Raw genomic sequence first — 24450 nt, 5'->3', positions numbered from 1 at the left:
ATATGAATCCGGATCAATACCTAGAATGAACGCGGCAGTTCGAGCAGGTGCTCGGCCACGTAAGACAGGATCAGGTTCGTAGAGATAGGCGCCACCTGGTACAGACGGGTCTCGCGGAACTTGCGCTCGACGTCGTACTCATTGGCAAAACCGAAACCGCCGTGGGTCTGCAGGCACGCATTGGCCGCTTCCCAACTGGCTTTAGCCGCCAGGTACTTGGCCATGTTGGCCGCCGCGCCAGCGCTGCGCCCGCTGTCGTACTCCTCGCAGGCGCGCCAGCGCATCAGATCGGCGGCTTCAAGCTCGATGTGGGCTTCGGCAATCGGGAACTGCACACCCTGGTTCTGCCCGATCGGGCGGCCGAACACCACCCGCTCGCGGGCGTACTGTGCCGACTTCTCATTGAACCAGCGGCCGTCACCAATGCACTCGGCGGCGATCAGCGTACGTTCGGCGTTGAGCCCGTCGAGTATGTAGCGAAAGCCCTTGCCCTCTTGACCGATCAAGCTGCTGGCGGGGATTTTCAGGTTGTCGAAAAACAGCTCGTTGGTTTCGTGATTGACCATGTTGGCAATCGGCTGCACGGTCAGACCGTTACCGATGGCTTCGCGCAAGTCGACCAGAAAGATCGACATGCCGTCGACTTTTTTCTCCACCTCCGCCAACGGTGTAGTGCGAGCCAGCAGGATCATCAGGTCCGAGTGCTGAACCCGAGAGATCCAGACCTTCTGCCCGTTAATTACGTATTCATCGCCCTGGCGCACCGCAGTGGTCTTGATTTTGGTGGTGTCGGTGCCAGTGGACGGTTCGGTCACGCCCATGGACTGCAGGCGCAGTTCGCCGCTGGCGAGTTTGGGCAGGTAGTAGTTTTTCTGCTCTTCACTGCCGTGGCGCAGCAAGGTAAACATGTTGTACATCTGGCCATGTACGGTGCCGGAGTTACCACCGCAGTGATTGACCTCTTCCAGGATCACCGAAGCCTCTGCCAGCCCCAGGCCAGAGCCACCGTACTGTTCAGGGATCATCGCCGACAACCAGCCAGCCTTTGTCATGGCGCCAACGAACGCTTCGGGAAAGCCCTTTTCTTCGTCAATCTTGCGCCAGTACTCCGCCGGGAACTCGGCACACAGGGCACGCACACCCTCGCGAATAGCGTTGTAGTCTTCGTTCAGATACGGATTCATTGCAGATCCTTATTGTCATTGTTCAGTCGAAGGTCACTTCGCCCTTTTGGGCCACACCTTCGTCATTACCCACCCACAACTCGGCCTTGCCTGCAGCGACAACACGACCGCTCACCTCAAAGGGATGGGGTGCAATCAACGGGCGAACGCCGCGATAGGTGAACCGCCGCAGGCGTGCAGCAGGATTGGCTCGGCAGAAAGCGCGCAGACTCAGCGTGGCCATGAGCGGGCCGTGAACCACCAACCCCGGGTAGCCTTCGGTCTCGGTGGCATAGGGCCAGTCGTAATGGATGCGGTGACCATTGAAGGTCACTGCCGAGTAGCGGAACAACAAGGTGGGGGTGGGCGTGACGGACTCCTGCCATGCACCCTCGGGCAACGGTTCTCCGCTCGCAAGCTTGGGAGGGGTGGGCTCGCGGTAAACGATGTCCTGCTCTTCGCGAATCGCCAATTGCCCGTCCTGCAGATAGTCATGCTGGACGGTGACAAACAACAGAGCGCCGGTCTTGCCGTGCTTTTGCAGGACATCGGTGATGGTGGAAACCCGCGTGGCTTGAGCGCCCACCTTGAGTGGCGTGTGGAACTCGATACGACCGCCAGCCCACATGCGGTTACGGTTGTCGGCGGGTGGCAGAAAGCCTCCCCGGGCCGGATGACCATCGCCGCCCAGACCGCTGCCCTCTACCGCTGGCTGGAAGAAACACCACTGCCACAGCGCCGGCAAGGGTTCGCCGGCCCGGGGCGCCTGCTCACCCAGGGTGGCCGCGATGCGGGTGACCAGGTTCAGGCTCAGGTGGTCATGAATTTCTTCGGTGCGTCCGACCCAGGCGGACAGTGCGTTATCGCTCATCGGTGATTACCCCGTGGCTTGTTATTTTGGACATGATTGCCAAAAGGACAGCGATCTGTGAATCTGCGTTTGCGTTAGGGGGCGTTCGGTTTTGGTTAACGCCGAAGTCCTGCTGCCGCATTCATGCCCAGGGAAAATCAGCCATGCACTTTGATCTCGTCGACCTGCGTCTGTTTATCCATATTGCCGAATCCCCCAGCATGACCCAGGGTGCGCGCAAAGCTTTCATTTCCCCGGCCGCGGCCAGTGCCCGGATCAAGAGCCTGGAAGACAACCTCGCCAGCCGTCTGCTCTACCGTGACAGCCGGGGGGTTGAACTCACACCTGCGGGCGAACTGTTTTTGCACCATGCGCGCGTGATCATGCGTCAGGTGGACTACATGAAAAGCGAGTTCACCGAGTACGGCACCGAGTCCTCAGGGCATATCAGAATATTTGCCAACACCACGGCAGCCACTGAGTTTCTCCCCGAAATCCTCGCCGGTTTTCTTGCCGAACGTCCAGGAGTGACCGTTGACCTGCAGGAGCGTTTGAGTCGCGACATTGTTCGCGGGGTGATGGATGGTTCTACAGACATGGGCATCATTGCCGGCCCGGTAGAGGCCGACAGCTTGCAGGTCATACACTTCAGTACCGACCAGTTGGTACTGGTGACGCCCCTCGATCATCCGCTGGCCCGGCGCAAAACGATCAAGCTGGCAGAAACCCTGGCCTATCCGCACATCGGCTTGCACGAAGGCACCACCCTCCTGCGTTTTTTGAGTGAACAGGTAGCCCTGCACGGCAATACGCTGAACATGCGCATCAAGGTCTACAGCTTTGAAGCGATGTGCCGGATGGTCGAAGCGGGCGTGGGCCTGGCCATCCTTCCTGAGTCTTCGGCACGCCGACATCAACAGACCATGGGTTTGTCAGTCATCGAGCTCGACGAGCCCTGGCGCGTGCGGGAGCGAAGTGTGCTGGTGCGTGATCTTGAGGCGCTACCAAAGGTCATCCGCAGCTTGATTGATATGTTGTTGGCGCAAAACAAACACGCCGTGTAAGCGCCCTTGCTCACGCCAGTACGGGCGGGTTCTGGCGGCGACCCTCAATAGGCCGTGACGGGCTTGAGACCGCTGTGCTCAATCACCTTCGCCGCCTCTTTGGACGACAGGTAAGTGAGAAGCGCCCGGGCTGCTTGCGCATGTGAACTGGTGGTGGTCACAGCGCCCGAATACAACGTCATTTTCTGCACGCTATCGGGTATCAACCCGACAATATCGATGCCCTTGACCGGCTTGAGTTCGCTCAACTGCTGAAAGCCGATGTTCACATCGCCCCGGGCGACAACCTCACCCACAGGTTCGGCGGCGATCATGCGGGCCTTATTGGGGAAATCCGCCCCAAGGGCCATTGAGGGAAACAGTATGCGTGAAAGATAAACACCGCTGGCGCTGTCGGAGTAGGCGAGCGACGTGCTGTCGATCAGCGTCTTGCGAAATGCAGCCAGGGTGGAAATATCAGGGTGACGCTCACCTTCGCGCACAGCCATTGCGATAAAGGACTTGCCCAGATCAACACGACTGGCCTTGTTTGCCTGCCCCTGCGCAACCAGCGTGTCCAGTGCCGAGCCGACCATCAACACCACATCGGCGGGTTCTTTGCGGGCCAGCCGGTTGGGTATCGCTTGTGCCGTGTTGCCCATGGACGGCGCTTCCTGGATGTTCAACGTCACCCCTGTGGTTTTCTCATAGCCGGGTGCAATGGCGCGAATGGCCCCCATGATGCCGCCCGAGCCAAGCACTGTGAGTATGATGGGTGGCGTTTGCTGGGCCGCGTTGGCTGCCAGGGCCGTAAACAATGTGCAGGTTAGAGCGAGAGAGGGAAGCAGTCGTGGCATCGTGGGAAACCCGGTCAAGAAAAACTCGACACTAATCGGTGCCGCCACACTTCTAAAATTACCCCCCGTTAAGAAGTATTTAGTTTACCCACTGACCAGAACTGCCTAGGGTGTGCTCTCAATCAGTTTGCGCGCCGCGTTGTCGCCTTCCCTGCATCATGTGGGTATACCTTCGGAGTAATTCATGAACTACGCGCTGGTCATCGAAGATGATGAGGTGACCGCACAGTCCATCACCACTGAACTTCAGGCCCATGGGTTTGACGTGCAATGGGCGAGCACGGGACGTGATGGCCTGGCCAAGGCCATTTTGGGAGGACTCGATGTCATCACCCTTGACCGAATGCTCCCGGATTTCGACGGACTGACTATTGTCAGTACCTTGCGTAACCTGGGCATCCACACACCGGTGCTGATGATCAGCGCGCTTTCCGACGTGGACGAACGGGTCAAAGGGCTGCGCTGCGGCGGTGACGATTACCTCACTAAACCCTTCTCGATGGTCGAAATGGTCGCCCGCCTGGAAGTATTGCTCAGGCGCCCGGGCTCCCATTCCCAGGTTCATCAATTGAGCGTCGGCAATCTGAGCATCGACCTCATCGAAAACACGCTGGTACGTTGCGGCGAGTCCATCGCCCTGCTGCCCACCGAATTCAAACTGCTCACCTACCTGATGCGCAATGCCGGGCAGCAAGTGACTCGCACCATGCTGTTTGAAGAAGTGTGGGGCTACCACTTCGACCCGGGCACCAACATCATCGACGTGCATATCGGCCGGTTGCGCAAAAAGATCGAGGGCCCCGGAGCACCGTTGATTCATACCATTCGCGGATCGGGGTACATGCTTGCCACTCAAAACTGACCGCTGGCGTTCAAGCAACAGTCGACTGATTGGTATCTACGCGATTTTTTTCGTGGTCTGGGGGGCGGTACTGACGGGTGTGCTGTACGTCGAAATTTCTGGCTACCTGGGGACTGTGGCCGAACGCACGCTGATGCAACGGGCCCATTACTATCAAAAAATCGATGACGCCAAACTGTTCGATGAACTGCAGGGCAGCGAAGTTTATTCCATTGCCGGTATCGACGCGTACGGCCTGTTCGAAGCCAATGGCCAATACGTGACCGGCGATCTTCTGAAATTGCGCTCCAACCTGCCGGATGATGGTCGTGTCCACTATCTGAAACACGGTCTGCGCATGGCCGGTTCCCAAGGCGAAACACGCAGCAGTCACGCGTTGTTGCAGCATCGCAGTGACGGCCGAATCCTGATTCTGGCCCGTGATGGAGGCTCCATTTCTGCAGTGGGGGGGATCATTGGCCAGGCGCTTTTCTGGGGGTTGTCACTCACGCTGATTCCCGGATTGATCGGCTGGCAGCTTCTGCGCCGTCGCCCCTTGCAGCGTGTCGAACGCTTGCAACGCAGCACAGAAAGCATCGTGTCGGGCAATCTGCGCGAGCGCTTGCCACTGTCGCCCCGACGTGACGAACTGGACATGCTCGCACATGCCGTCAATACCATGCTTGAGCACATCGAACAGTTAATGCATGAGGTCAAAAGCGTGTGTGATGGCATCGCTCATGACCTGCGCACGCCGTTGACCCGTTTGCGAGCACGGCTCTACCAGTTACAACAACTGCCCATGGAAGAAGCCCACGCACTGAGCCTGAGTCTGGCAATGGAGGAAAGCGAGGCCATCATGCTGCGCTTTCAAGGACTGTTGCGAATCTCCGAGCTGGAAGACAGCCGTCGACGCTTGGCATTTTCCCCTTTTCAGCCCGCTGCGCTGCTCCAGCAGGCCCATGACTTCTATGAGCCCATGGCTCAGGAAAAACACCAACTGCTCACCCTGGAGCTGGAGCCTGACTTGCCAGCCTTGCAAGGTGATCAGGCACTGATGTTCGAAGCGTTGGTCAACCTGCTTGATAACGCGATCAAGTTCACCCCGCCAGGCGGGCATATTCGCCTGTGCGCCAAGGTTGCTGAAGGCGTACATCACATCGAAGTCATCGACAATGGCCCGGGCATCCCCGAAGCGGAGCGCGAAAGTGTGTTGCGACGACTCTATCGCGGCAATGCCACTCGCCAGCAACCGGGCCACGGGCTGGGGCTTTCGCTGGTGGCGGCGATTATTCGCATGCACGCCTTCAACCTGAAAGTATTGACTGCTGACTCAGGGGGAACTCACGTCACGATTAAATGCTCACGGGTGTAGCCCATTCGATGCCCTGTTAAATTTTTATTAACCTTGCTTAATTTGAAGCCGTTTGACCCATGACCTAGTTTGGCAAACCCTTTGCCAAACCGGATCTGCTGCTTGTGAAATGCCTGTTATTACGGATCAGCCTGATCGTTCTTTGCCTTGACTGCGCCAACACGTGGGCGGCCCCTCTATCGCTTGGAGCCATGATCCCCTCCGCTCCCCGACTGTCTGCCAAGGCTTGGGTGCTGATGGACGCCACGACCGGCGATATTATCGTCGAGCATGATTCGAACGAGCATTTACCCCCTGCCAGCCTGACCAAGTTGATGACGGTCTACGTGGCCACCCGCAACATTCAGGCGGGGCGATTGAAACTGGACGAACCCGTAACCGTGAGCGAGAACGCCTGGCGCACCGAAGGTTCGAGAATGTTCCTGGATCCCGGTAGCCAAGTGACTGTCAATGACCTGTTACACGGTATCGTCATCGACTCAGGCAATGATGCAAGCGTCGCCCTGGCCGAGCATGTTGCAGGCAGCAGCGAAATCTATGCCGATCTGATGAACCGCACTGCCCAGAGCCTGGGGCTGAACGACACCCACTTTATGAACCCCACGGGGTTGCCTGATCCTTCGCATTACTCTTCTGCCCGTGACATGGCCGTACTGGCCAATGCCATCATCCGCGATGAATCGGCCTTCTATCCGCTCTATGCCAAAAAGCATTTCACCTGGAACAACATTCGCCAAGCCAACCGTAACCTGCTCCTGTGGCGCGACAGCACCGTAGATGGCCTTAAAACCGGCCATACCCAGGCCGCCGGCTATTGCATGGTGACGTCGGCTGTCAGGGATGGAAGGCGATTGATCACCGCCGTCTTTGGATCAACCTCCACCTCCAGTCGCGCTTCTGACACGCAAAAATTATTGACCTACGGCTACCGTTTTTATAAGAACCAAACACTCCACACAGGTGCAAGTACACTGGCCACACCGATACTTTGGAAGGGTGAAAAACGAGCGCTTGCGGTAGGGATTCTGGACGACTTGACACTGACCATGGCGAAGAAAGCCATTCGCAAACCGCAAAGTTCGCTTCACATCAATAGCCCCTTGATTGCCCCGGTTGCCAAGGGGACAGTCGTCGGCACTCTCGATATTTACGATGGCGATCAAAAGCTGGTTACACGGCCTTTGGTCGCACTGGAAGACGTCCCAGCAGGTGGGTGGTGGACACGTTGGTCGGACGCTGTGCGATTGGTCATCATGGGCTGGTTAAGCGATGAGAAGGCAAGACCTGCCCTCCAGTTATCCGCGAGTGCCGGATAGGGGCTGCTGCGCAGCCCATCGCAGCCTCGCTGCGCTCCTCAGCGGTTTGTATGTAGGCGCTAAAACGTTTTGCGCAAGGTTCTGTGGCAACTGCAATGCATTTTTGCTTTTGCTTTTGCTGGAGCCACACGAATGTCCAGACGACGCGAATGCCCATCACAGAAGGCCGAACGCAGGTGCTGTTATGGGGGTGGCGCGGCTGGACGCCGCGCCAGCCGCGATGGGCCATGGATGGCCCGTCGCGGCGTGCCCCCATGACAGTGCCGGAGTGAGGGAACCACCGAGCCTGAGCGAGGCGGCCGTATGGTAGGGCAAGCCTTTTTGGTTACTTTTTCGGCGTCTGGAAAAAGTGACCCGCCGTAAGGGCGGAACCCGTAGAAAGTCGTGACAAATCGAATGGATATGTACTCGGCATCGCTGCGGGCGCATCGCAAAACAACGGGCACACGGGGTACATATCCGGCATTCGCGGTTAACTGAAATGATGGTTTCGCCCTTACGGCGAGGCACTTTTGTCAAACAGCCACAAAAGGAACCAAAAAGGCTTGCCCTGGCGTACGGCCCTCGCTCCGGCCCTTCTCCGTGGGCACGCCGTGACGGGCCATCCATGGCCCAACACGGCTCTCCCGGCATCCATACCGGTCGACCCACTACGCAGAGTCTCCTCTCGGCCTCCCGAAGGGCAGGCAGATCAAAAACCAGTGCAAAAACAAGATCAACTGCCCGCCGAGGCGGCCTACAGGCCGACCTGTTTAGCGAAGCACATTGCTCTGAACAGGTCGGCTGGCAACAGAGTATCTACAAAGTGTGTACAACATCCCACCCCGGCTTAACGCAACTGAAACCAGGTGGTTTTCAGCTGCGTGTACTTGTCAAACGAGTGCAGCGACAGATCGCGCCCGAAACCGGACTGCTTGCCTCCGCCAAAGGGAACCGTGACATCCAGAGCGTCGACGGTATTGACCGACACCGTTCCGGCATTCAGGGCACGAGCCACACGGTGGGCACGATTCAGGTCATCGCTCCACACCGAAGCCGCCAGGCCGTAAATGCTGTCGTTGGCTTGCGCCACGGCCTCCTCTTCAGTATCAAAGGCGCTGACGGCCAGGACGGGACCAAACACCTCTTCACGGGAAATGCTCATGGCGCTGTTCACGTTGGCGAATATCGTCGGCTGGATAAAGTTTGAAGAGCCATTGATGGTCAGCTGTTCACCACCGCTCAACAGCGTGGCACCACTCGCAGTGGCCTGGCCGATGGCTTTCATGATGCGGGCTGTTTGCTCGCTGTCGACGATGGCGCCCGAAGCGCTTCCCGGGTTCAGGGGATCACCGGGCAACCAGGCGCGGGACTTGCTGATCAGGCGCTCGACGAATTCGTCGTGGATGGAGCGCTGCACGTAGAGCCGGGAGTTGGCCGAGCACACTTCACCCTGATTGAAGAAAATGCCGAAGGCGGCTTTTTCCGCAGCCAGGTCCAGATCCTGGCAGTCTTCGAACACCAGGTTCGGGCTCTTGCCACCGCACTCCAGCCAGACCTGCTTGAGGTTGGACTGCGCGGCGTACTGCATGAAGTACTTGCCAACCTGGGTGGAACCGGTGAACACCAGGCAATCAACGTCGGGATGCAAGCCGAGGGCCTTGCCGGCGCTCTCGCCCAGGCCAGGCACCACGTTCAGCACACCTTCCGGGATACCGGCCTCCAAGGCGAGCTGGGCCAGGCGCAACGCAGAAAATGGCGATTGCTCCGCCGGTTTCAGCACCACGCTGTTACCGGAAGCCAATGCGGGGGCCAGTTTCCAGGCGGCCATGTCCAGCGGAAAGTTCCACGGCACCACCGCGGCAACAACCCCCAGCGCTTCCCGGGTGATGGTGGCCAGTGCGTTATGAGCCGTAGGTGCGACCTGATCATAGACCTTGTCGAGGGCTTCGCCGTACCAGGCAAAAACGTGTGCGGCGCCGGGCACATCCACGTTGTAGGCATCCATCACCGGCTTGCCCATGTTCAGCGAATCCAGCAGCGCCAGCTCTTCGCGGTGGGCCATCAGCAGTTCGGACAACTTGATCAGGATTTTCTTGCGCTCCCCAGGAGCCATGCGCCGCCAAGGGCCTGTGTTGAAGGCGCGCCGTGCTGAGCGCACTGCCAGGTTGACCTCTTGTTCGCCGCACGCGGCGACACGGGCCAGCAATTGATTGGTCGCCGGGTTGATGGCATCGAAGGTCGCCCCGGACATCGAGCTCACTGGCTGGCCGTCGATCAGGGCGGTGTCAATGAAGGTTTGGCGGGCAACACGCTGCTGCCAGTAGTCAAGGTTGAACATGTCAGTACTCCCAAGTGGATTTTTTTGTAGTTATTCCGCGATTTTCAAATCCGGCATGCCCACCCGGAACCCCCGGGTGACGCCCAGCAGACACAGGAGCCCCAGGCCCATCCAGCACAGACCAATGAGGAACGACATGCTCGAAAGGCTCGTCCACAACCAGAGGGTGCTGAGGAACCCCAGCCCCGGCAGCACGGCGTACATCAGGTAGTTGCGGCGTCCGCGCAGCTTCTGATCAATCAGGTAATGCTTGATCACTGCCAGATTCACCGCCGAGAACGCGAACAGCGCGCCAAAGCTGATCATGTTGGCGACGGTATCCAGGGTGATGAACAGGGCAATCAGCGAGAACAGACTGACCAGGATGATCGCGTTGGCAGGCACCCGTTTTTTCGAGACCAGCTTGCCGAGTACACGGGGCAATGCTCCGTCCCGCCCCATTGCAAACAGCACGCGGGAGACACTGGCCTGGGACACCATTGCCGAGGCGAAACAGCCCGCCACATAGGTCGCGGTAAACGCAGTCACCAGCAGTTCGCCACCGACGCGACGCATCACGTCCACCGACGCCGAATCAGGGTCGGCGAAGCTGTTCCATTCCGGAAAAACCATTTGGGCACAATACGAAACCACCAGAAACAGCAGCCCTCCGACCAACGACACCACCATGATGGCGAGCGGGATCGTACGCTTGGGGTCAGGGGTTTCTTCGGCCATGGTCGACACCGCATCGAAACCCAGAAATGACAGGCACAGCACGGCTGCCCCCGTCATGATCAACGGCACGCTGAAGCCTTCATGGTGGAAGGGTTCGAGCAGCGAAAGCGGTTCGGAACGCCCGCTCAGGGTGTTCACTGACAACGCCACGAACACCACGATGAAAACCAGTTGGGCAACGATCAGTATCCAGTTGACCCGGGTGATGGACTCGATACCCACCAGGTTGAGTACTGTCACCAGGGCAATGGAGCCGAGCACCCACACCGCGGTCGGAACTGCGGGAAAGTACTCGGACATATAGATGCCTATCAGCAAATAGCTGAGCAACGGCAGGAAGATGTAATCCAGCAATAACGTCCAGCCGGCGATAAAGCCGAAATAGGCACCAAATGCCTTGCGCGTATAGGTGTAGACAGATCCTGAATAAGGGTGCGCCTGAACCATGCGTCCATAGCTGTAGGCGGTCAGCAGCATGGCCGCGAGCGTCAACAGGTAGGCGGTCGGCAGGTGCCCCTTGGTCATCTGGGTGACCAGGCCGTAGGTGGTAAACACCGCCAGCGGGACCATGTAGGCCAGGCCGAAAAGAACCAGTCCGACAAGGCCCAGCGGTTGTCGAAACCTGCGGGCCGACGTTGCGCTGGTGGGGGAATGATGGGAGGGAGTATCGGCCACGTTTGTTATTGTATTCATTGCTGACTCCTGGAAATTGGAATGCAGGGCGCCGCGGCATTCGATGAAATCGATACCGTTAGTGAATCATTCGTTGAAAATGGTGATGGGCACGCAGGGCGATGTAACGATGTCGCCCACCACCCCGGACGCGGGGTGGTGGGCTGATCACTTCACAGTTTTCCCGCGATCCGTGCGGTGCGGTCTACTGCAATGCGGGTCTTCTCGACCAGCTCGTCCAGCTCGCCTCGGGTTGCTACCAGGGCGGGCGCCATGATCATGCGGCCCAATGTCGAGCGAATGATGACGCCCTCTTCAAAACCAAAGGTGCGGCACTGCCAGGCCAGGTCGTTTTCATCGTCGAAGCGTTTGCGCGTGCTCTTGTCCTCAGCGAACTGCAAGGCCGCGAGCAAGCCCGTGCCCTGGATCTCGCCGATCATCGGGTGATGGGCGAACACTTCGCGCAGGATCTGTTGCAGGTATGGCCCGGTGTCTTCCTTCACCGTGCGTACGATGCCTTCATCACGCAGCGCCTTGAGGTTGGCCAGCGCCACCGCTGCCGCGACCGGGTGCCCGGAGTAGGTCAGGCCGTGGGCGAAGACCCCGCCCTGCTCCACCAGCGCATCGGCAATGCGCTTGCTCAGCACCAGGCCGCCCATCGGTATGTAACCGGAGGTCAGGCCCTTGGCGATCGACAGGGTGTCTGGCTCAAAACCGAAGTACTCGTGAGCGAACCACTCGCCGGTGCGACCAAAGCCACCAATCACCTCATCGGCGCAGAGCAGTACATCGTACTGACGGCAGATGCGTTGAATCTCGGGCCAGTAGCTTTCTGGAGGGAAAATCATCCCGCCCGCGCCCTGGAACGGTTCCGCGATAAAGCCCGCTACGTTTTCGGCGCCCAGTTCGAGGATCTTTTCTTCCAGTTGCAGGGCACAGCGACGACCGAACTCAGCCGGGGTCAGCTCGCCACCCTGGGCGTACCAATACGGTTCATCGATATGGGCGACGTCGGGAATCATGCCCCCCATTTCGTGCATGAACTTCATGCCGCCCAGCGCAGAAGCCGCGAGGGTGGAACCGTGGTAGCCATTCCAGCGGCCGATCATGATTTTTTTCTGCGGCTTGCCGACCACTTGCCAGTAGCGGCGCACGGTACGGATCAACACCTCGTTGGCTTCGGAACCGGAGTTGGTGTAGATCACGTGACTGTAGTGACCCGGCAGCAGGCTGAACAGCAACTCGGACAGTTCGATCACCGCCGGATGGGTCGTGTGAAAGAACATGTTGTAGTACGACAGCTGGTCCATCTGCGCGGCGGCAGCGGCGGTCAAGTCCTTGCGACCATAGCCGAGCTGGGTGCACCACAGCCCCGACATACCGTCCAGGTAGCGCTTGCCTTCGCTGTCCCATAGATACAGGCCCTTGCCCCGCACCATCACTCGCGGGCCTTCGGCATTCAGGGCTTTTTGATCCACAAAGGCGTGGATGTGGTGGGCCGCGTCAGCCTGCTGGTAATCCTCAGTCTGGCGCTTCAACTCGAATGGTAAATTCATGGTTTTCTCTTTTTGTTGGGAGTCACACAAGGGCAAGTACACCGCTCAGCGGTTCTTGCTCATGTAGCTTTCAAGGGGGTCTTTGCTGAGCACCCCCTGGGCTTCTGCCAGGGAATCGATAAACAGGGAAAACAGTTCCGATTGCGTGCCGATATCCAACTTGCTGTAGATGTTCTTGCGGTGGGACTTGATGGTGTCTTCCGTGACCCCAAGTCGTTCGGCCAGAGAGCGTGTGGAGTGGCCGCGCAAGATCAGCTGGGCAATCCGGCATTCGCGCTCGGTCAGCAGCGACGAGCCGAAGTTGTTCAGGGCCGAATGGATTCGCTGTTCCAGCAGGTTTTCGAAGCGCGCCCCACGGGCATCCAGACCGACGAAATGCTTGCCTAGCACCGCCAGAACCCAGGGCGCTATTCGCTTGAACTGCTGGGTGGTAGCTGCGTCCAGTTTTTGCGTAAACGCCAGTGACACCGACAGGCTCAGCCCGGCACTGGACTGCAGGATGTAGTTCAACTCATCTTCCAGATGTGAGTGACGGTAAAACGACTGGAAGTATTCGCCGAGTTCGAAGTGATCGGGGGCAACATCGTCGAGGTTGTAACACCCGGAGCTGACACCTTCGATGCAAGCCCCGTAGAACGGATCCAGCAAGTAGAACCCGGAAAGGTACTGGCGCACATTGCCTTGGGGCAACCAGGGACCTTCCAGCTCGAACAACGCACTGGGCATGCCCCCGTGGGGGTACAGGTACAACGTTGTCGCCTGAATGGGCCGAATGCATTCCAGGGCCTGGAATAACGTCGCGGTGAATCCCGCCTGCCCGATGTTCTCGGTAACCCTGGCCATCTGTTCGAACCATTGCGCGGATGAAAGCCGGTCGTTTTCCACTTCAAAGACTCGCCGAAAGAACGGTTGAGTGGGACACCACGTCAGTGGCGCCAAGGAGTGGAGTGATAGTCCCACACACGCAAAATCACCGAAATCACCCGTTAGGGTGAGGCGACCAACCGACGCGCCCACGGCGCGTCACTCTTTCATGAAGGGGGCCCGATCGGTAGATCGAGGTGCGAACCTCTGCATCCGATTTTTATGTTCACTCCCCAGCTTTTTAATATTTTATTTAAAACTGCCCTCCTCCTAGCCTTGAAGTCATGCACGAACTGAATCCAACTGCATTAAGCAAGGACAGAGACATGACGGTAGCGATAACAAAAATAGACACCCTGGTGGTGGGGGCCGGTCAAGCTGGCGTGGCCATGAGTGAGCACCTGAGCAAGCAAGGCGTGCCGCACTTGGTACTGGAACGCAGTCGTATCGCCGAGCGCTGGCGCACCGGGCGCTGGGATTCGCTGGTGGCCAACGGGCCTGCCTGGCATGACCGGTTTCCGGGCTTGGCATTCGATGACGTCGCCGACGATGGCTTTGCGCCAAAAGAGCGAGTGGCGGATTACTTTGAAGCCTATGCACGCAAGTTCAATGCGCCGATCCGCACCGGCGTGGACGTCCTGTCTGTAACCCGCAATATCGGACGCCCGGGCTTTACCGTGCACACCAGCGAAGGCGTGATCGAAGCCAACCGCGTGGTGGCGGCGACCGGGCCTTTCCAGAAACCGGTGATTCCGGCGATTGCACCTCAAGACACCGCGTTGCATCAGATCCACTCCGCCGACTATCGCAACCCTTCGCAGCTGCCGGCTGGCGCCGTTCTGGTGGTGGGCGCGGGTTCTTCGGGCGTGCAGATCGCCGATGAATTGCAACGCTCCGGTCGCCAGGTGTACCTGTCCGTCGGTGCCCACGACCGCCCGCCCCGCGCCTATCGCAACCGCGATTTCTGCTGGTGGCTGGGTGTGCTGGGCGAGTGGGATCAGGCGGCGATGAAACCTGGCCGCGAGCACGTGACCATTGCGGTAAGCGGCGCCCAGGGCGGTAAAACCATCGATTTTCGCGAGTTGGCTCAGCAAGGCATGACGCTGGTTGGCCTGACCCAATCGTTCAAGGGCAGCGTCGCCCGTTTTCAGCCCAACCTGCTGGAAAACCTGGCCCGCGGTGATGAGAACTACCTGGCCCTGCTGGATGCCGCCGATGCCTATGTAGAGCGCAACGGCCTGGACTTGCCTGCGGAACCGCAAGCCCGTCGCGTGTTTGCTGATGCGCCGTGCATCAAGAACCCGATCCTGGAACTGGACCTCGCCAAGGCGGGTATCACGTCGATCATCTGGGCCACCGGGTTTGCCGTGGACTACAGCTGGTTGAAGGTCGATGCGTTCGACGCCACCGGCAAGCCCCAGCACCAGCGCGGCGTATCGAGCGAGTCCGGGATCTACTTCCTTGGCTTGCCGTGGCAGTCGCGTCGAGGTTCTTCGTTTATCTGGGGCGTCTGGCACGACGCCAAGCACGTGGCCGACCACATCGCCACCCAGCGTAAATACCTCGACTACCGCCAAGCCCCTGCCGTGGCTCGCCAACCGACTGTCAGCGCCTGATCACTTTTTTTCGGAGTTTATTTGATGCCTACTCACACTCGCATCCGCATGTTCAACACCAAGGAAACCTACCCTAACCAAACCCTGGACAACGACCTGTGCCAGGCTGTGCGCGCCGGCAACACCGTGTATGTGCGCGGTCAGGTGGGTACCGATTTCGAAGGCAAGCTCGTTGGCCTAGGCGACCCAAGGGCCCAGACCGAGCAAGCCATGCGCAACGTCAAGCAACTACTCGAAGAAGCGGGCAGCGACCTGAGCCATATCGTCAAGACCACCACCTACCTGATCGACCCGCGCTACCGCGAGCCGGTTTACCAGGAAGTCGGCAAATGGCTCAAGGGCGTGTTCCCGATCTCCACCGGACTGGTGGTGTCGGCCCTCGGGCAGCCCCAGTGGCTGATGGAAATCGATGTGATCGCGGTTATCCCGGAGTAAGGAGGCTACCCATGACGTTTTCAATCGTTGGCCGTTGCGCGGACACCGGCCAGTTGGGCATCGCCATCAGCTCATCGAGTATTGCCGTGGGTGCCCGTTGCCCATGGTTGCGCCCCGGTGTCGGCGCGGTTTCAACCCAGAACATCACCCTGCCGGCCCTGGGCCCGGACGTGCTGGACTTGCTGGAACGGGGCCTCGCCCCGGCCGCAGCGCTGGACAAGGCGCTTACGAGCAATGGCTACAGCCAATACCGGCAACTGACGGCGATTGATCACCTGGGCCGCACCGTGCATTTCAGCGGCAGCGAGACCCTGGGTACTCACAATGGGGTGGCGGGCGAACAATGCGTCGCGGCGGGCAACATGCTGGCCGACCGTGCAGTGATCGAGGCGATGGTCCTGGCGTTCGAGCAAGGCGAAGGCCAACTGGCGGATCGGCTGCTGGCTGCAATGCATGCTGCCATCGACGCCGGCGGCGAGGCCGGCCCGGTGCATTCAGCAGCGCTGGTGGTGGTGGGCGAACTGACCTGGCCGATCATCAACCTGCGGGTGGACTGGGCCGATGAGCGCCCGATCACCGAACTGCAGAAACTCTGGGACGCTTATCGCCCGCAAGTGCAGGACTACATCGACCGCGCCATCGCTCCCGACCGTTCCCCCGGCTACGGCGTGGCCGGAGATGATCGATGAGTAGCAGCCGCGATCTGCTGCACAAGCTGGTGGGGTTTGACACCACCAGCCGCGAGTCCAACCTGCAACTGATCGACTTTGTGCGCGATTACCTGGCCGGGTTCGGTGTGGCCAGTGAGTTGGTCTACAACGAAGAACGCAGCAAGGCCAACCTGTTCGCCAGTATTGGCCCGCAAGGACTGGCGGGTATTGTGCTGTCGGGACACACCGACGTGGTGCCGGTTGATGGACAGCCATGGACAACGCCGCCGTTTGAGCTGACTGAGCGCGACGGCAAGCTGTTTGGCCGGGGCACGGCGGATATGAAGGGTTACATCGCTTGTGTGCTGGCGTTGGTCCCGGCGCTGATTCAGGCGCCGTTGCGCATACCGGTGCATATCGCCCTGTCGTATGACGAAGAAGTCGGTTGCCTGGGCGTGCGCTCATTGCTCAAGGTACTGGAGTTGCGGCCTGTGAAGCCGATGTTGTGCATTATCGGCGAACCGACGCAGCTAAAGCCGGTGCTCGGCCATAAAGGCAAGCTCGCCATGCGCTGTGATGTGCAGGGCGAGGCGTGTCATTCTGCCTATGCGCCCTATGGGGTGAATGCCATCGAGCATGCCGCCGCGTTGATTGGCGAGTTGGGGCGTATAGGACACCAATTACAGCAGACACAGGACCCCCGATTTGATCCGCCGTTCAGCACCGTGCAAACCGGGGTGATTACCGGGGGCAAAGCGCTGAACATCGTGCCTGCCGATTGCCGGTTTGATTTTGAGATTCGCGCATTGCCGTCCCTGGACCCGAGTGAGGTGGCGTCGCAGTTGAAGGCGTACGCCGAGCAACAGGTGTTGCCACGCATGCAGGCCGTCAGCGCGCAGAGTGCGATCCGCTTTACCGAGTTGTCTGCGTACCCGGGCCTGGTGACTGATGAGCGCAGCCAGGCGGCTGAGTTGGTTGCAGCGTTCAGCGGCTCGCGGGAATTCGGCACCGTCGCGTTTGGCACCGAAGGGGGGCTGTTCGATGCCGTGGGCATTCCCACGGTGGTCTGCGGGCCCGGCAGCATGGACCAGGGGCACAAGCCGGATGAGTTTGTGAGTGTGGCTCAGTTGGCGGGATGTGATGCCATGCTGCTGCGGATGCTGCACTCGATCCGCACCTGATACCCCAAACGATACCCATCAGCTGTGGGAGCCGGTCAAGCCCGGCTCCCACAGTTCTAGCCAAGTAACTGCGCCAGTTCTTCACGGCAGTAGTCGACAAACAGCTGCACCGGTTTGGTCAATGGTGCGCGACGCAGCCACACAGCCGACAAGCCTGAACCGGTGACCGTTTCAGCCAGCGGCACACACACGACTTTCTGGCCGTCATAGGTGTACTCGGTGAACGGTTTGGTCACCAGTATCGAAAAGCCGAACCCCCTGCCCACCATCCCCCGAACCATCTCGATCGACGGCGAACTGAACACGATATTCGGCGTCAACCCGCGCTCTTCGAATATGCTCACGAAATAGGTCCGGCTGGGCAGCACATCCAGCAGAATCATCGGCTCCAGGACCAGATCCGCCAGGGACACTCTGGCTTGCTGTGCAAAGCGGTGATCGGCCGGTAACAGGGCGTATGGCTGCTGCGGCGGCATCAGTGGCGCAGTCTCGATGGCGGTTCCCAGGTCGTGTTCAAACAGCATCGCCACATCAATAGTGCCTGCGGTGAGCGCCTGTACCAGCTCCTGCTGCTCACCGTCGCGAATGCGGATCTCCACCCCGGGCCAACGCGCCTTGAAGCCGGCGATCAAGCGCGGCAAGTACAGCGGTGCAACGGTTTCAAAGCAGCCGATATCGATCTGCCCCGCTACCACGTCATTGTCGGCCAGGGCGTTTTGTTCGAACTCATGGGCCACTCGCAACAACTCCAGCGCCTTGCGGTAAAACCGTGCGCCACTGGGTGTGAGTGACACGCCCTGGGCGTGATGACGGATAAACAGCTGCACACCAAAGCTGTCCTCCAGTTGCTTGATCGCGGTCGAGACGGACGGTTGTGCGATGTAAAGCTTGCGCGACGCTTCGGCGACGCTGCCGCAGTCGGCCGTGGTCACAAAATATCTGAGTTGGCGCAGGTTGTAGGCAGCCATCGGAACCTCGGGAAACGTGGGATTTCGCCCCAAACCAGTGCAAGAAAAAGCTGTTTTATTCAGCGTTCACGGAGCATGCAACATACCGGAGCAAAAAAGCCCGGGAGATACTTTTTTTAATGTCTATAGCAACAAACTTACTAATTTACCTCCCTGCCCCCATTACAGATGATCACTCCAACAACAAAGCGCCGCCTTGGCGGCGCACTGCGAAGTACGTCCACGTACTCACCTGCCTTGGAGTTCGTCATGGTCACCACTGCAACAGCCAACGCCCCGCTCATCGAGAAACACACGATTGGATACGTGCCCCCCGAAGATCGCCATGGAAAGGTAAGAGACCTGTTCACCCTGTGGTTCGGCGGCAACATCGCGCCGCTGCCGATCGTCACCGGAGCACTGGGTGTGCAACTGTTCAACCTTAATCTGATGTGGGGCATCGTCGCCATCCTCATCGGTCACCTGGTCGGCGGCGTGCTGATGGCGCTGCACTCGGCCCAGGGCCCGCAGATGGGCATTCCGCAAATGATCCAGAGCCGTGCCCAGTTCGGCTCCCTCGGTGCGTTGCTGGTGGTGGTGATCGCGGGTGTCATGTACATCGGTTTCTTTGCTTCCAACATCGTGCTGGCGGGCAAATCCCTGCACGGCGTGGTCGATTCGGTGCCCGTGCCGGTCGGCATCGTGATCGGCGCCATCGGTTCCGGGATTATCGGCATCATCGGCTACCGCTTTATCCACGTGCTCAACCGCATTGGCACCTGGGTGCTGGGCGCCGGGATCGTGCTCGGTTTCGGCTACATCTTCACCCACATACAGACCACCGACTTTCTGACCCGCGGCGGGTTCAACATTGCAGGCGTGCTGGCGACCATTTCCCTGGCTGCCCTGTGGCAGATCGCCTTTGCCCCCTACGTGTCTGACTACTCCCGCTACCTGCCGGCTGACGTCCCCGTTGCGTCCACATTCTGGACCACCTACCTGGGTTCGGTCCTGGGCTCCAGTCTGTCCTTCATCTTTGGCGCCGTTGCCGTCCTCGCCACCCCGGTAGGGATGGACACCATGGAAGCGGTAAAACTCGCCACGGGCTCCATCGGCCCCCTGATGCTGGTGCTCTTTCTGCTCAGCGTGATCAGCCACAACGCTCTCAACCTGTACGGCGCGGTACTGTCGATCATCACCCTGGTGCAGACCTTTGCGTATCGCTGGATTCCAACGGCCAAAAGTCGTGCGGTGATCTCCATCATCGTACTGGCCACGTGTGCAACTGCAGCCGTGTTCGCCTCCAAGGACTTTATCGGGCACTTCGTCGATATGGTGCTGGTGTTGCTGGTGGTATTGGTGCCGTGGACAGCGATCAACCTGATCGACTTCTACGCGATCCATAAGGGCAAGTACGACATTGCGTCGATCTTTCGCGTGGATGGCGGGATTTACGGGCGCTACAACCCCCAGGCATTGCTGGCATATGCGGTCGGTATTGTGGTGCAGATTCCGTTCATGAACACGCCGCTGTATGTGGGTCCGATTTCAGAACACATCAACGGAGCGGACTTGTCCTGGATCGTCGGGCTGGTGGTGACTTCGCCGTTGTATTTCTGGCTGGCGAATCGTGACAGTGCCTACAAACGCAGGATGAACGAGGGCGCACTAGTCGCCAGTGTCTGATCGGCTACCCAGACTGTTTATCTTCAGCTGAAGACTCTGCAACTCCCGCCCCACAGGCAGCGCCAGATACTGAAAGTCTCGTCACTGGACGACTTGCGGGTCTGGCGTTGCGCATTTGGCAATACCTAGACACCCTCGCCTTCAAACCGCTGAAAAGCCGGAGCATCCTGCGTGGTGACTTGAGAGAGATGCCGCAAAGAAATCATTGTTGGGCGCCTGGACAAGCTCGCTGATGAAAAGCCAGAAACGAAAAAAGGACCCGAAGGTCCTTTGTTCTGCTCTATCGAACTGCAATGAATTCGTAAAGCCATGTTTGGAGCGGGAAACGAGACTCGAACTCGCGACCCCGACCTTGGCAAGGTCGTGCTCTACCAACTGAGCTATTCCCGCGTCTTGGTGCTGGGCATTCTATAGCAATAAAAGAATGCGTCAACCCATTGATTCAAAAAGTTTTATTTATTTAACCGAGGTCGTCTTCAGATGCGGCCATGCGGCGCGCAAATACTGAAGCATCGACCATAAGGTCAACCCGGCCGCCACCAGCAACAGCCCGTAACCCACCAACACCCAGAAGCTGAAGTCGGATGGATTGGCCAGCAAGATAACCAGGGCCAGCATTTGCGCCGCAGTTTTCCATTTGCCCATGTTCGATACGGCAACCTGCGCGCGCGCTCCCAGCTCGGCCATCCACTCGCGCAAGGCGGAAATGACAATTTCACGGCCAATAATCACCGCCGCAGGCAGGGTCAGCCACACGTTATGGTGCTCTTGCACCAACAGTACCAGTGCCACAGCGACCATCAGCTTATCGGCCACCGGATCCAGAAAGGCGCCAAACGGCGTGCTTTGCTCCAGTCGACGGGCCAAATAGCCGTCGAGCCAATCCGTCGCCGCCGCAAACGCGAAGACTGAGCTGGCGGCTACATAACTCCAGCTGTACGGCACATAGAACAACAGAATGAAGAAAGGAATAAGTAGAACGCGTAGTACGGTGATCAAATTAGGGATATTCATCGGCACAACTGGCTACGAGGTGAGGGGGCATTCTACTCGCTGTGCAGGTTTGCATAAATCAACTCAGCGAGCTTTTTACTGATCCCGGGTGCTTTGGCGATCTCCTCGATGCTGGCACGAGATAGCTCCTGTAAGCCACCAAAATGTTTCAATAAATCTCGGCGGCGGGTCGGCCCTACCCCTGCAATGCCTTCCAGGGTTGAGGTTCGCCGGGTTTTACCCCGTCGCGCCCGATGCCCGGTTATGGCAAAACGGTGGGCTTCGTCACGGATTTGCTGGATCAAATGCAAGGCCGGCGAATCGCCTTTCAAGGTGAATTCATGGGCAGCGTCATTCAGATAGAGCGTTTCGAAGCCCGCCTTGCGTGTTGCACCCTTGGCTACGCCAAGCAGGATCAGGTCCGGCACGGCCAGTTCATTAAGCACATCACGGGCCATCGAGAGCTGCCCCTTGCCACCATCGACCAGCAGGATGTCGGGCAACTTGCCTTCCCCCTCTTTAAGCCGGCTGAAACGACGCATCAGCGCCTGATGCATGGCGGCATAGTCGTCACCCGGGGTCACGCCTTCAATGTTGAAACGCCGGTAGTCCGACTTGATCGGACCTTCGGGGCCAAACACCACGCAGGATGCAACGGTGGCTTCACCGCTCGAGTGGCTGATGTCATAGCACTCCAGACGCTGGGGAATCTCGTCGAGCTTCAATACTTGAGCCAGGGCCTCAAAACGCGCTGCCACATGCAGACGGTTTGTCAGGCGTGCGACCAGCGCCTGCTCGGCATTGGTAACCGCCAGTTGCTGCCATCGTGCCCGCGTACCACGCACCCTATAGCTGATGGCCAGCTCTCGGCCCCGCAGCTCTTCAATGGCGTCAATGATTGCGCCGAAGCTCTCGTGCTCCACGTTTACGATCAGTTCGCTCGGCAAGTCGCGCTCAGGGCTGCTGATGTAGTACTGACCGAGAAAGGCCGCCATGACTTCGGCCACCTCCTCCTCGATACCGACCTGGGGAAAGAAGTTCTTGCTGCCCAATACCCGCCCGCCACGCACATTGATCAAATGCACACAGGCACCGCCGGGGTTTACAAACGCGGCAATTACATCCACATCGCCGGTCCCGCCTTCCATGCTTTGCTGATCCTGAACCCTGCGCAAAAGCGAAATCTGATCACGCACCTCGGCTGCACGCTCAAAATCAAGGGTGCTGGCGGCCTGCTCCATTGCACTGTTGAGTTCGTCGGTCAGCGCACTGCTTCGCCCTTCCAGGAACATGATCGAGTGGCGGACATCCTCAGCATATTCCTGGGGGTCAACGAGCCCGACACAAGGGGCCTTGCAGCGCTTGATCTGATACTGCAGGCAAGGTCGTGTTCTGTTTTTGAAGTAGCTGTCGTCGCACTGACGCACCAGAAAAGTCTTTTGCAAGATGCTCAGGCTCTCGCGAATAGCGCCCGCACTGGGGTAAGGCCCGAAATACTTGCCTTTTTGCTTCTTGGCACCGCGATGAATACTCAGGCGCGGGAATTCGCCATCCGACAGAAATACATAGGGATAAGACTTGTCGTCGCGCAACAGGATGTTGTACGGCGGGCGCCATTCCTTGATCAGCGTCTGTTCCAGCAGTAACGCTTCGGTTTCGTTGGCGGTGATGGTGGTTTCAATTTGCGCGATACGCCCAACCAGGGCCGCCGTTTTGGGCGCCAGACCGGTTTTGCGAAAGTAGCTGGCCAAGCGCTTTTTCAGGTGCTTGGCCTTGCCCACGTAAAGCAGGCGTGCTTCGCTGTCGAACATGCGATACACGCCGGGACGACCGCTGCAGGTCGAAAGGAACGCACTTGCGTCAAACACTTCAGTCATGGTTAACCAGCGTCGACCATGCCATGACGAACCGCCAGCAAGGCCAGTTCAACATCACTTTTGACCGAGAGCTTCTCGTAAATTCGGTAGCGATAAGTATTGACCGTCTTGGGCGACAGGCAAAGCTTGTCTGAAATAACCTGGACCTTTTGACAGCCAACAATCATCAGCGCGATCTGAATTTCGCGTTCTGACAGGGCATCAAAGGGGGAGTCACTTGCAGGCTGAAAGGACTTGAGCGCCAATTGCTGTGCCACTTGCGGGCTGATGTAGCGCTGGCCGGCGAATACCAGGCGAATTGCCTGGACCATCTCGGCCAGTCCGGCGCCCTTGGTCATGTAGCCTGCGGCGCCTGCTTGCAGCAAACGGGTCGGAAAAGGGTCCTCTTCACACACGGTCACGGCGACAACCTTGATGTCGGGGTGGCTGCGCATCATCTTGCGGGTAGCTTCCAGACCACCAATACCGGGCATTTTGACATCCATCAGGACTACATCCGGTTTCAGCTCACGAGCCTTGAGAAGCGACTCCTCACCGGACTCGGCCTGACCGACCACTTGCAAGCCTTCGATATCGGCCAGCATTCGTGTGATCCCTGTGCGCACAAGATCGTGGTCATCGACCACTAGAACCCGAATCAAGTCGATACCTCGCAAATTGGTCTTGGTTGATTGCCGACACCTTAGCAAAAACTAATGCACCAACCTACCGACTTGCGTCAACTATCCTTGTCAAAACGTTAAATCCTTGTAACTGTTCAGTCCTTGACAGGATCTACTTCCTCAGGCTCGCGTCGTTCCTTTACCGGATGCGGCGCAGACAACTCGGCCAGGGTTGTGGTCAAGCGGCGAATGGCGTCCTGATCTTCCTTTTGCAATACCCGATAGCTGATCAGGACTTTTTCTTCTACATGACTGAGGTTATCGATTAATGTCGGGGTCGGGCTGCCGGTCAATACAAACAGCACGTCCACGCCGCGGCCTGCAACCCGCGACAAGTAGTCTGCTTTGGGCGCGCGATCACCATTTTCATATTTGCCTTGGGCGTTGGCCTCGACGCCACCGATTTCGCCAAAAGTTTTCTGCGACAAACCAAGTCGCTCTCGCTCCTGCCGCAAGCGCACACCAATTCCACTCATTTGGATGAAGGATCCCATTTTAAACACCCACAAGGATGATATAATCCATAAATATTAAACACTTTTGAACGGTTTTGAACTATGACCGGAATTCGTACTGCCGCACAAGCCAAGGCATGGCTGGAATACCAGGGGAAATCCGTTCAAGAGTTTGCTCGGGAACATGGCGTCGACCCGGCAACCACTTATCAAGTGCTCGCCGGGCGCAAAAAAGGGAAGCGTGGTGAAGCCCACAAGGTGGCTGTTCTTCTGGGCATGAAAGACGGGATCATTGTTCCCCAGGCCACACATTCGTTAGAGGCTGAAGGTGATGAACTCGCTTGAGTATGCGCTTAATCGGGCGTGACTCCCCA

General features: G+C 58.5%; 22 protein-coding genes and 1 tRNA gene. 10 read left to right on the top strand and 13 right to left on the bottom strand.

The annotated features are described in order from the left end of the window. Positions 1–20: 20 nt before the first annotated feature. Positions 21–1184, bottom strand: a complete 1164-nt coding sequence (locus TU76_RS13555) for an acyl-CoA dehydrogenase family protein (protein ID WP_019826360.1) — start codon at positions 1182–1184, stop codon at positions 21–23. A 22-nt stretch (positions 1185–1206) separates the two neighbouring features. Beyond that, entirely contained in the window at positions 1207–2034 is an 828-nt protein-coding gene (locus tag TU76_RS13550) for an HTD2 family dehydratase (protein ID WP_048351834.1), read from the bottom strand. Between the two features lie 143 nt (positions 2035–2177). Here TU76_RS13550 and TU76_RS13545 point away from each other — a divergent pair, with 143 nt between their 5' ends. Then, positions 2178–3077, top strand: coding sequence for a LysR family transcriptional regulator (locus tag TU76_RS13545; protein ID WP_046808767.1), 900 nt, complete (start codon positions 2178–2180; stop codon positions 3075–3077). Positions 3078–3121: 44 nt separating this feature from the next. On the opposite strand, the gene TU76_RS13540 is transcribed toward TU76_RS13545, so the two are convergent. After that, positions 3122–3913, bottom strand: coding sequence for a substrate-binding domain-containing protein (locus TU76_RS13540; protein ID WP_048351833.1), 792 nt, complete (start codon positions 3911–3913; stop codon positions 3122–3124). A 184-nt stretch (positions 3914–4097) separates the two neighbouring features. Between TU76_RS13540 and TU76_RS13535 the strand changes: the two genes are divergently transcribed. The 3 genes from TU76_RS13535 to TU76_RS13525 all read left to right on the top strand — a co-directional run bounded on the left by TU76_RS13535 (position 4098) and on the right by TU76_RS13525 (position 7445). Continuing rightward, on the top strand, positions 4098–4775 hold the full coding sequence (locus tag TU76_RS13535; protein WP_046808769.1) for a response regulator transcription factor: 678 nt from the start codon (positions 4098–4100) through the stop codon (positions 4773–4775). Beyond that, a complete protein-coding gene (locus TU76_RS13530; RefSeq protein WP_048351832.1) occupies positions 4759–6129 on the top strand; it encodes a sensor histidine kinase in 1371 nt (456 codons plus the stop codon). The genes TU76_RS13535 and TU76_RS13530 overlap by 17 nt, the downstream gene beginning before the upstream one ends. A gap of 191 nt (positions 6130–6320) precedes the next feature. Next, positions 6321–7445 carry a D-alanyl-D-alanine carboxypeptidase family protein gene (locus TU76_RS13525; protein ID WP_082113349.1) on the top strand — a complete coding sequence of 375 codons (1125 nt, stop codon included), beginning with the start codon at positions 6321–6323 and terminating at the stop codon, positions 7443–7445. Positions 7446–8274: 829 nt separating this feature from the next. On the opposite strand, the gene TU76_RS13520 is transcribed toward TU76_RS13525, so the two are convergent. The 4 genes from TU76_RS13520 to TU76_RS13505 form a co-directional block, all read right to left on the bottom strand. After that, the gene (locus TU76_RS13520; protein ID WP_048351831.1) at positions 8275–9765 is read right to left on the bottom strand and encodes an aldehyde dehydrogenase; all 1491 of its coding nucleotides are present in this window, start codon (positions 9763–9765) and stop codon (positions 8275–8277) included. A gap of 30 nt (positions 9766–9795) precedes the next feature. After that, entirely contained in the window at positions 9796–11175 is a 1380-nt protein-coding gene (locus tag TU76_RS13515) for an APC family permease (RefSeq protein ID WP_046809831.1), read from the bottom strand. A gap of 152 nt (positions 11176–11327) precedes the next feature. Continuing rightward, positions 11328–12710: an aspartate aminotransferase family protein gene (locus tag TU76_RS13510; protein WP_048351830.1), complete on the bottom strand. Its 1383-nt coding sequence runs from the start codon at positions 12708–12710 to the stop codon at positions 11328–11330. 45 nt (positions 12711–12755) lie between these two features. After that, the gene (locus TU76_RS13505; RefSeq protein ID WP_019826354.1) at positions 12756–13553 is read right to left on the bottom strand and encodes a helix-turn-helix transcriptional regulator; all 798 of its coding nucleotides are present in this window, start codon (positions 13551–13553) and stop codon (positions 12756–12758) included. Between the two features lie 305 nt (positions 13554–13858). Here TU76_RS13505 and TU76_RS13500 point away from each other — a divergent pair, with 305 nt between their 5' ends. From TU76_RS13500 to argE, 4 genes are read left to right on the top strand one after another with little or no spacing between them, the layout of a single operon-like run. After that, positions 13859–15190 (top strand): flavin-containing monooxygenase, encoded by a 1332-nt coding sequence (locus TU76_RS13500; RefSeq protein ID WP_162207961.1) that lies wholly within the window; start codon positions 13859–13861, stop codon positions 15188–15190. Between the two features lie 24 nt (positions 15191–15214). Beyond that, a complete protein-coding gene (locus tag TU76_RS13495; RefSeq protein WP_019826352.1) occupies positions 15215–15625 on the top strand; it encodes a RidA family protein in 411 nt (136 codons plus the stop codon). 11 nt (positions 15626–15636) lie between these two features. Next, positions 15637–16314 (top strand): DUF1028 domain-containing protein, encoded by a 678-nt coding sequence (locus tag TU76_RS13490; RefSeq protein ID WP_019826351.1) that lies wholly within the window; start codon positions 15637–15639, stop codon positions 16312–16314. Then, the gene (gene argE, locus TU76_RS13485) at positions 16311–17456 is read left to right on the top strand and encodes an acetylornithine deacetylase (protein WP_048351829.1); all 1146 of its coding nucleotides are present in this window, start codon (positions 16311–16313) and stop codon (positions 17454–17456) included. Before TU76_RS13490 ends, argE begins: the two co-directional genes overlap by 4 nt. Before the next feature lie 56 nt (positions 17457–17512). Here the strand turns inward: argE and TU76_RS13480 are convergent, their stop codons facing one another. Then, a complete protein-coding gene (locus tag TU76_RS13480; RefSeq protein ID WP_019826348.1) occupies positions 17513–18424 on the bottom strand; it encodes a LysR substrate-binding domain-containing protein in 912 nt (303 codons plus the stop codon). 249 nt (positions 18425–18673) lie between these two features. Between TU76_RS13480 and TU76_RS13475 the strand changes: the two genes are divergently transcribed. Next, positions 18674–20089, top strand: coding sequence for a purine-cytosine permease family protein (locus TU76_RS13475; RefSeq protein ID WP_046809834.1), 1416 nt, complete (start codon positions 18674–18676; stop codon positions 20087–20089). A 314-nt stretch (positions 20090–20403) separates the two neighbouring features. Here the strand turns inward: TU76_RS13475 and TU76_RS13470 are convergent. The 5 genes from TU76_RS13470 to TU76_RS13450 form a co-directional block, all read right to left on the bottom strand. After that, positions 20404–20479, bottom strand: a tRNA-Gly gene (locus TU76_RS13470). 66 nt (positions 20480–20545) lie between these two features. Then, positions 20546–21103, bottom strand: a complete 558-nt coding sequence (gene pgsA / locus TU76_RS13465; RefSeq protein ID WP_019826345.1) for a CDP-diacylglycerol--glycerol-3-phosphate 3-phosphatidyltransferase — start codon at positions 21101–21103, stop codon at positions 20546–20548. 32 nt (positions 21104–21135) lie between these two features. Then, entirely contained in the window at positions 21136–22959 is a 1824-nt protein-coding gene (uvrC, locus tag TU76_RS13460) for an excinuclease ABC subunit UvrC (protein WP_019826344.1), read from the bottom strand. A gap of 2 nt (positions 22960–22961) precedes the next feature. Further along, entirely contained in the window at positions 22962–23600 is a 639-nt protein-coding gene (gene gacA / locus TU76_RS13455; RefSeq protein ID WP_019826343.1) for a response regulator transcription factor GacA, read from the bottom strand. 116 nt (positions 23601–23716) lie between these two features. Beyond that, a complete protein-coding gene (locus TU76_RS13450) occupies positions 23717–24097 on the bottom strand; it encodes a helix-turn-helix domain-containing protein (RefSeq protein ID WP_019826342.1) in 381 nt (126 codons plus the stop codon). A gap of 81 nt (positions 24098–24178) precedes the next feature. Here TU76_RS13450 and TU76_RS13445 point away from each other — a divergent pair, with 81 nt between their 5' ends. Continuing rightward, positions 24179–24421: a DNA-binding protein gene (locus TU76_RS13445; RefSeq protein WP_019826341.1), complete on the top strand. Its 243-nt coding sequence runs from the start codon at positions 24179–24181 to the stop codon at positions 24419–24421. Positions 24422–24450 lie beyond the last annotated feature (29 nt).

This window comes from Pseudomonas psychrophila, from assembly GCF_001043005.1.
GTDB lineage: Bacteria > Pseudomonadota > Gammaproteobacteria > Pseudomonadales > Pseudomonadaceae > Aquipseudomonas > Aquipseudomonas psychrophila.
This window is presented reverse-complemented; position numbering and strand designations above follow the sequence as displayed.

What these genes read in the sequence shown, in the direction of transcription:
- TU76_RS13510 (WP_048351830.1), bottom strand. Translation starts at nt 12,710, where the DNA reads ATGAATTTACCATTCGAGTTGAAGCGCCAGACTGAGGATTACCAGCAG.
- TU76_RS13495 (WP_019826352.1), top strand. Translation starts at nt 15,215, where the DNA reads ATGCCTACTCACACTCGCATCCGCATGTTCAACACCAAGGAAACCTAC.
- argE (WP_048351829.1), top strand. Translation starts at nt 16,311, where the DNA reads ATGAGTAGCAGCCGCGATCTGCTGCACAAGCTGGTGGGGTTTGACACC.
- TU76_RS13475 (WP_046809834.1), top strand. Translation starts at nt 18,674, where the DNA reads ATGGTCACCACTGCAACAGCCAACGCCCCGCTCATCGAGAAACACACG.
- uvrC (WP_019826344.1), bottom strand. Translation starts at nt 22,959, where the DNA reads ATGACTGAAGTGTTTGACGCAAGTGCGTTCCTTTCGACCTGCAGCGGT.
- TU76_RS13520 (WP_048351831.1), bottom strand. Translation starts at nt 9,765, where the DNA reads ATGTTCAACCTTGACTACTGGCAGCAGCGTGTTGCCCGCCAAACCTTC.
- TU76_RS13490 (WP_019826351.1), top strand. Translation starts at nt 15,637, where the DNA reads ATGACGTTTTCAATCGTTGGCCGTTGCGCGGACACCGGCCAGTTGGGC.
- TU76_RS13500 (WP_162207961.1), top strand. Translation starts at nt 13,859, where the DNA reads ATGCACGAACTGAATCCAACTGCATTAAGCAAGGACAGAGACATGACG.
- TU76_RS13540 (WP_048351833.1), bottom strand. Translation starts at nt 3,913, where the DNA reads ATGCCACGACTGCTTCCCTCTCTCGCTCTAACCTGCACATTGTTTACG.
- TU76_RS13545 (WP_046808767.1), top strand. Translation starts at nt 2,178, where the DNA reads ATGCACTTTGATCTCGTCGACCTGCGTCTGTTTATCCATATTGCCGAA.
- TU76_RS13535 (WP_046808769.1), top strand. Translation starts at nt 4,098, where the DNA reads ATGAACTACGCGCTGGTCATCGAAGATGATGAGGTGACCGCACAGTCC.
- TU76_RS13450 (WP_019826342.1), bottom strand. Translation starts at nt 24,097, where the DNA reads ATGAGTGGAATTGGTGTGCGCTTGCGGCAGGAGCGAGAGCGACTTGGT.
- TU76_RS13525 (WP_082113349.1), top strand. Translation starts at nt 6,321, where the DNA reads ATGATCCCCTCCGCTCCCCGACTGTCTGCCAAGGCTTGGGTGCTGATG.
- TU76_RS13505 (WP_019826354.1), bottom strand. Translation starts at nt 13,553, where the DNA reads ATGGCCAGGGTTACCGAGAACATCGGGCAGGCGGGATTCACCGCGACG.
- TU76_RS13555 (WP_019826360.1), bottom strand. Translation starts at nt 1,184, where the DNA reads ATGAATCCGTATCTGAACGAAGACTACAACGCTATTCGCGAGGGTGTG.
- TU76_RS13480 (WP_019826348.1), bottom strand. Translation starts at nt 18,424, where the DNA reads ATGGCTGCCTACAACCTGCGCCAACTCAGATATTTTGTGACCACGGCC.
- TU76_RS13445 (WP_019826341.1), top strand. Translation starts at nt 24,179, where the DNA reads ATGACCGGAATTCGTACTGCCGCACAAGCCAAGGCATGGCTGGAATAC.
- TU76_RS13550 (WP_048351834.1), bottom strand. Translation starts at nt 2,034, where the DNA reads ATGAGCGATAACGCACTGTCCGCCTGGGTCGGACGCACCGAAGAAATT.
- pgsA (WP_019826345.1), bottom strand. Translation starts at nt 21,103, where the DNA reads ATGAATATCCCTAATTTGATCACCGTACTACGCGTTCTACTTATTCCT.
- TU76_RS13515 (WP_046809831.1), bottom strand. Translation starts at nt 11,175, where the DNA reads ATGAATACAATAACAAACGTGGCCGATACTCCCTCCCATCATTCCCCC.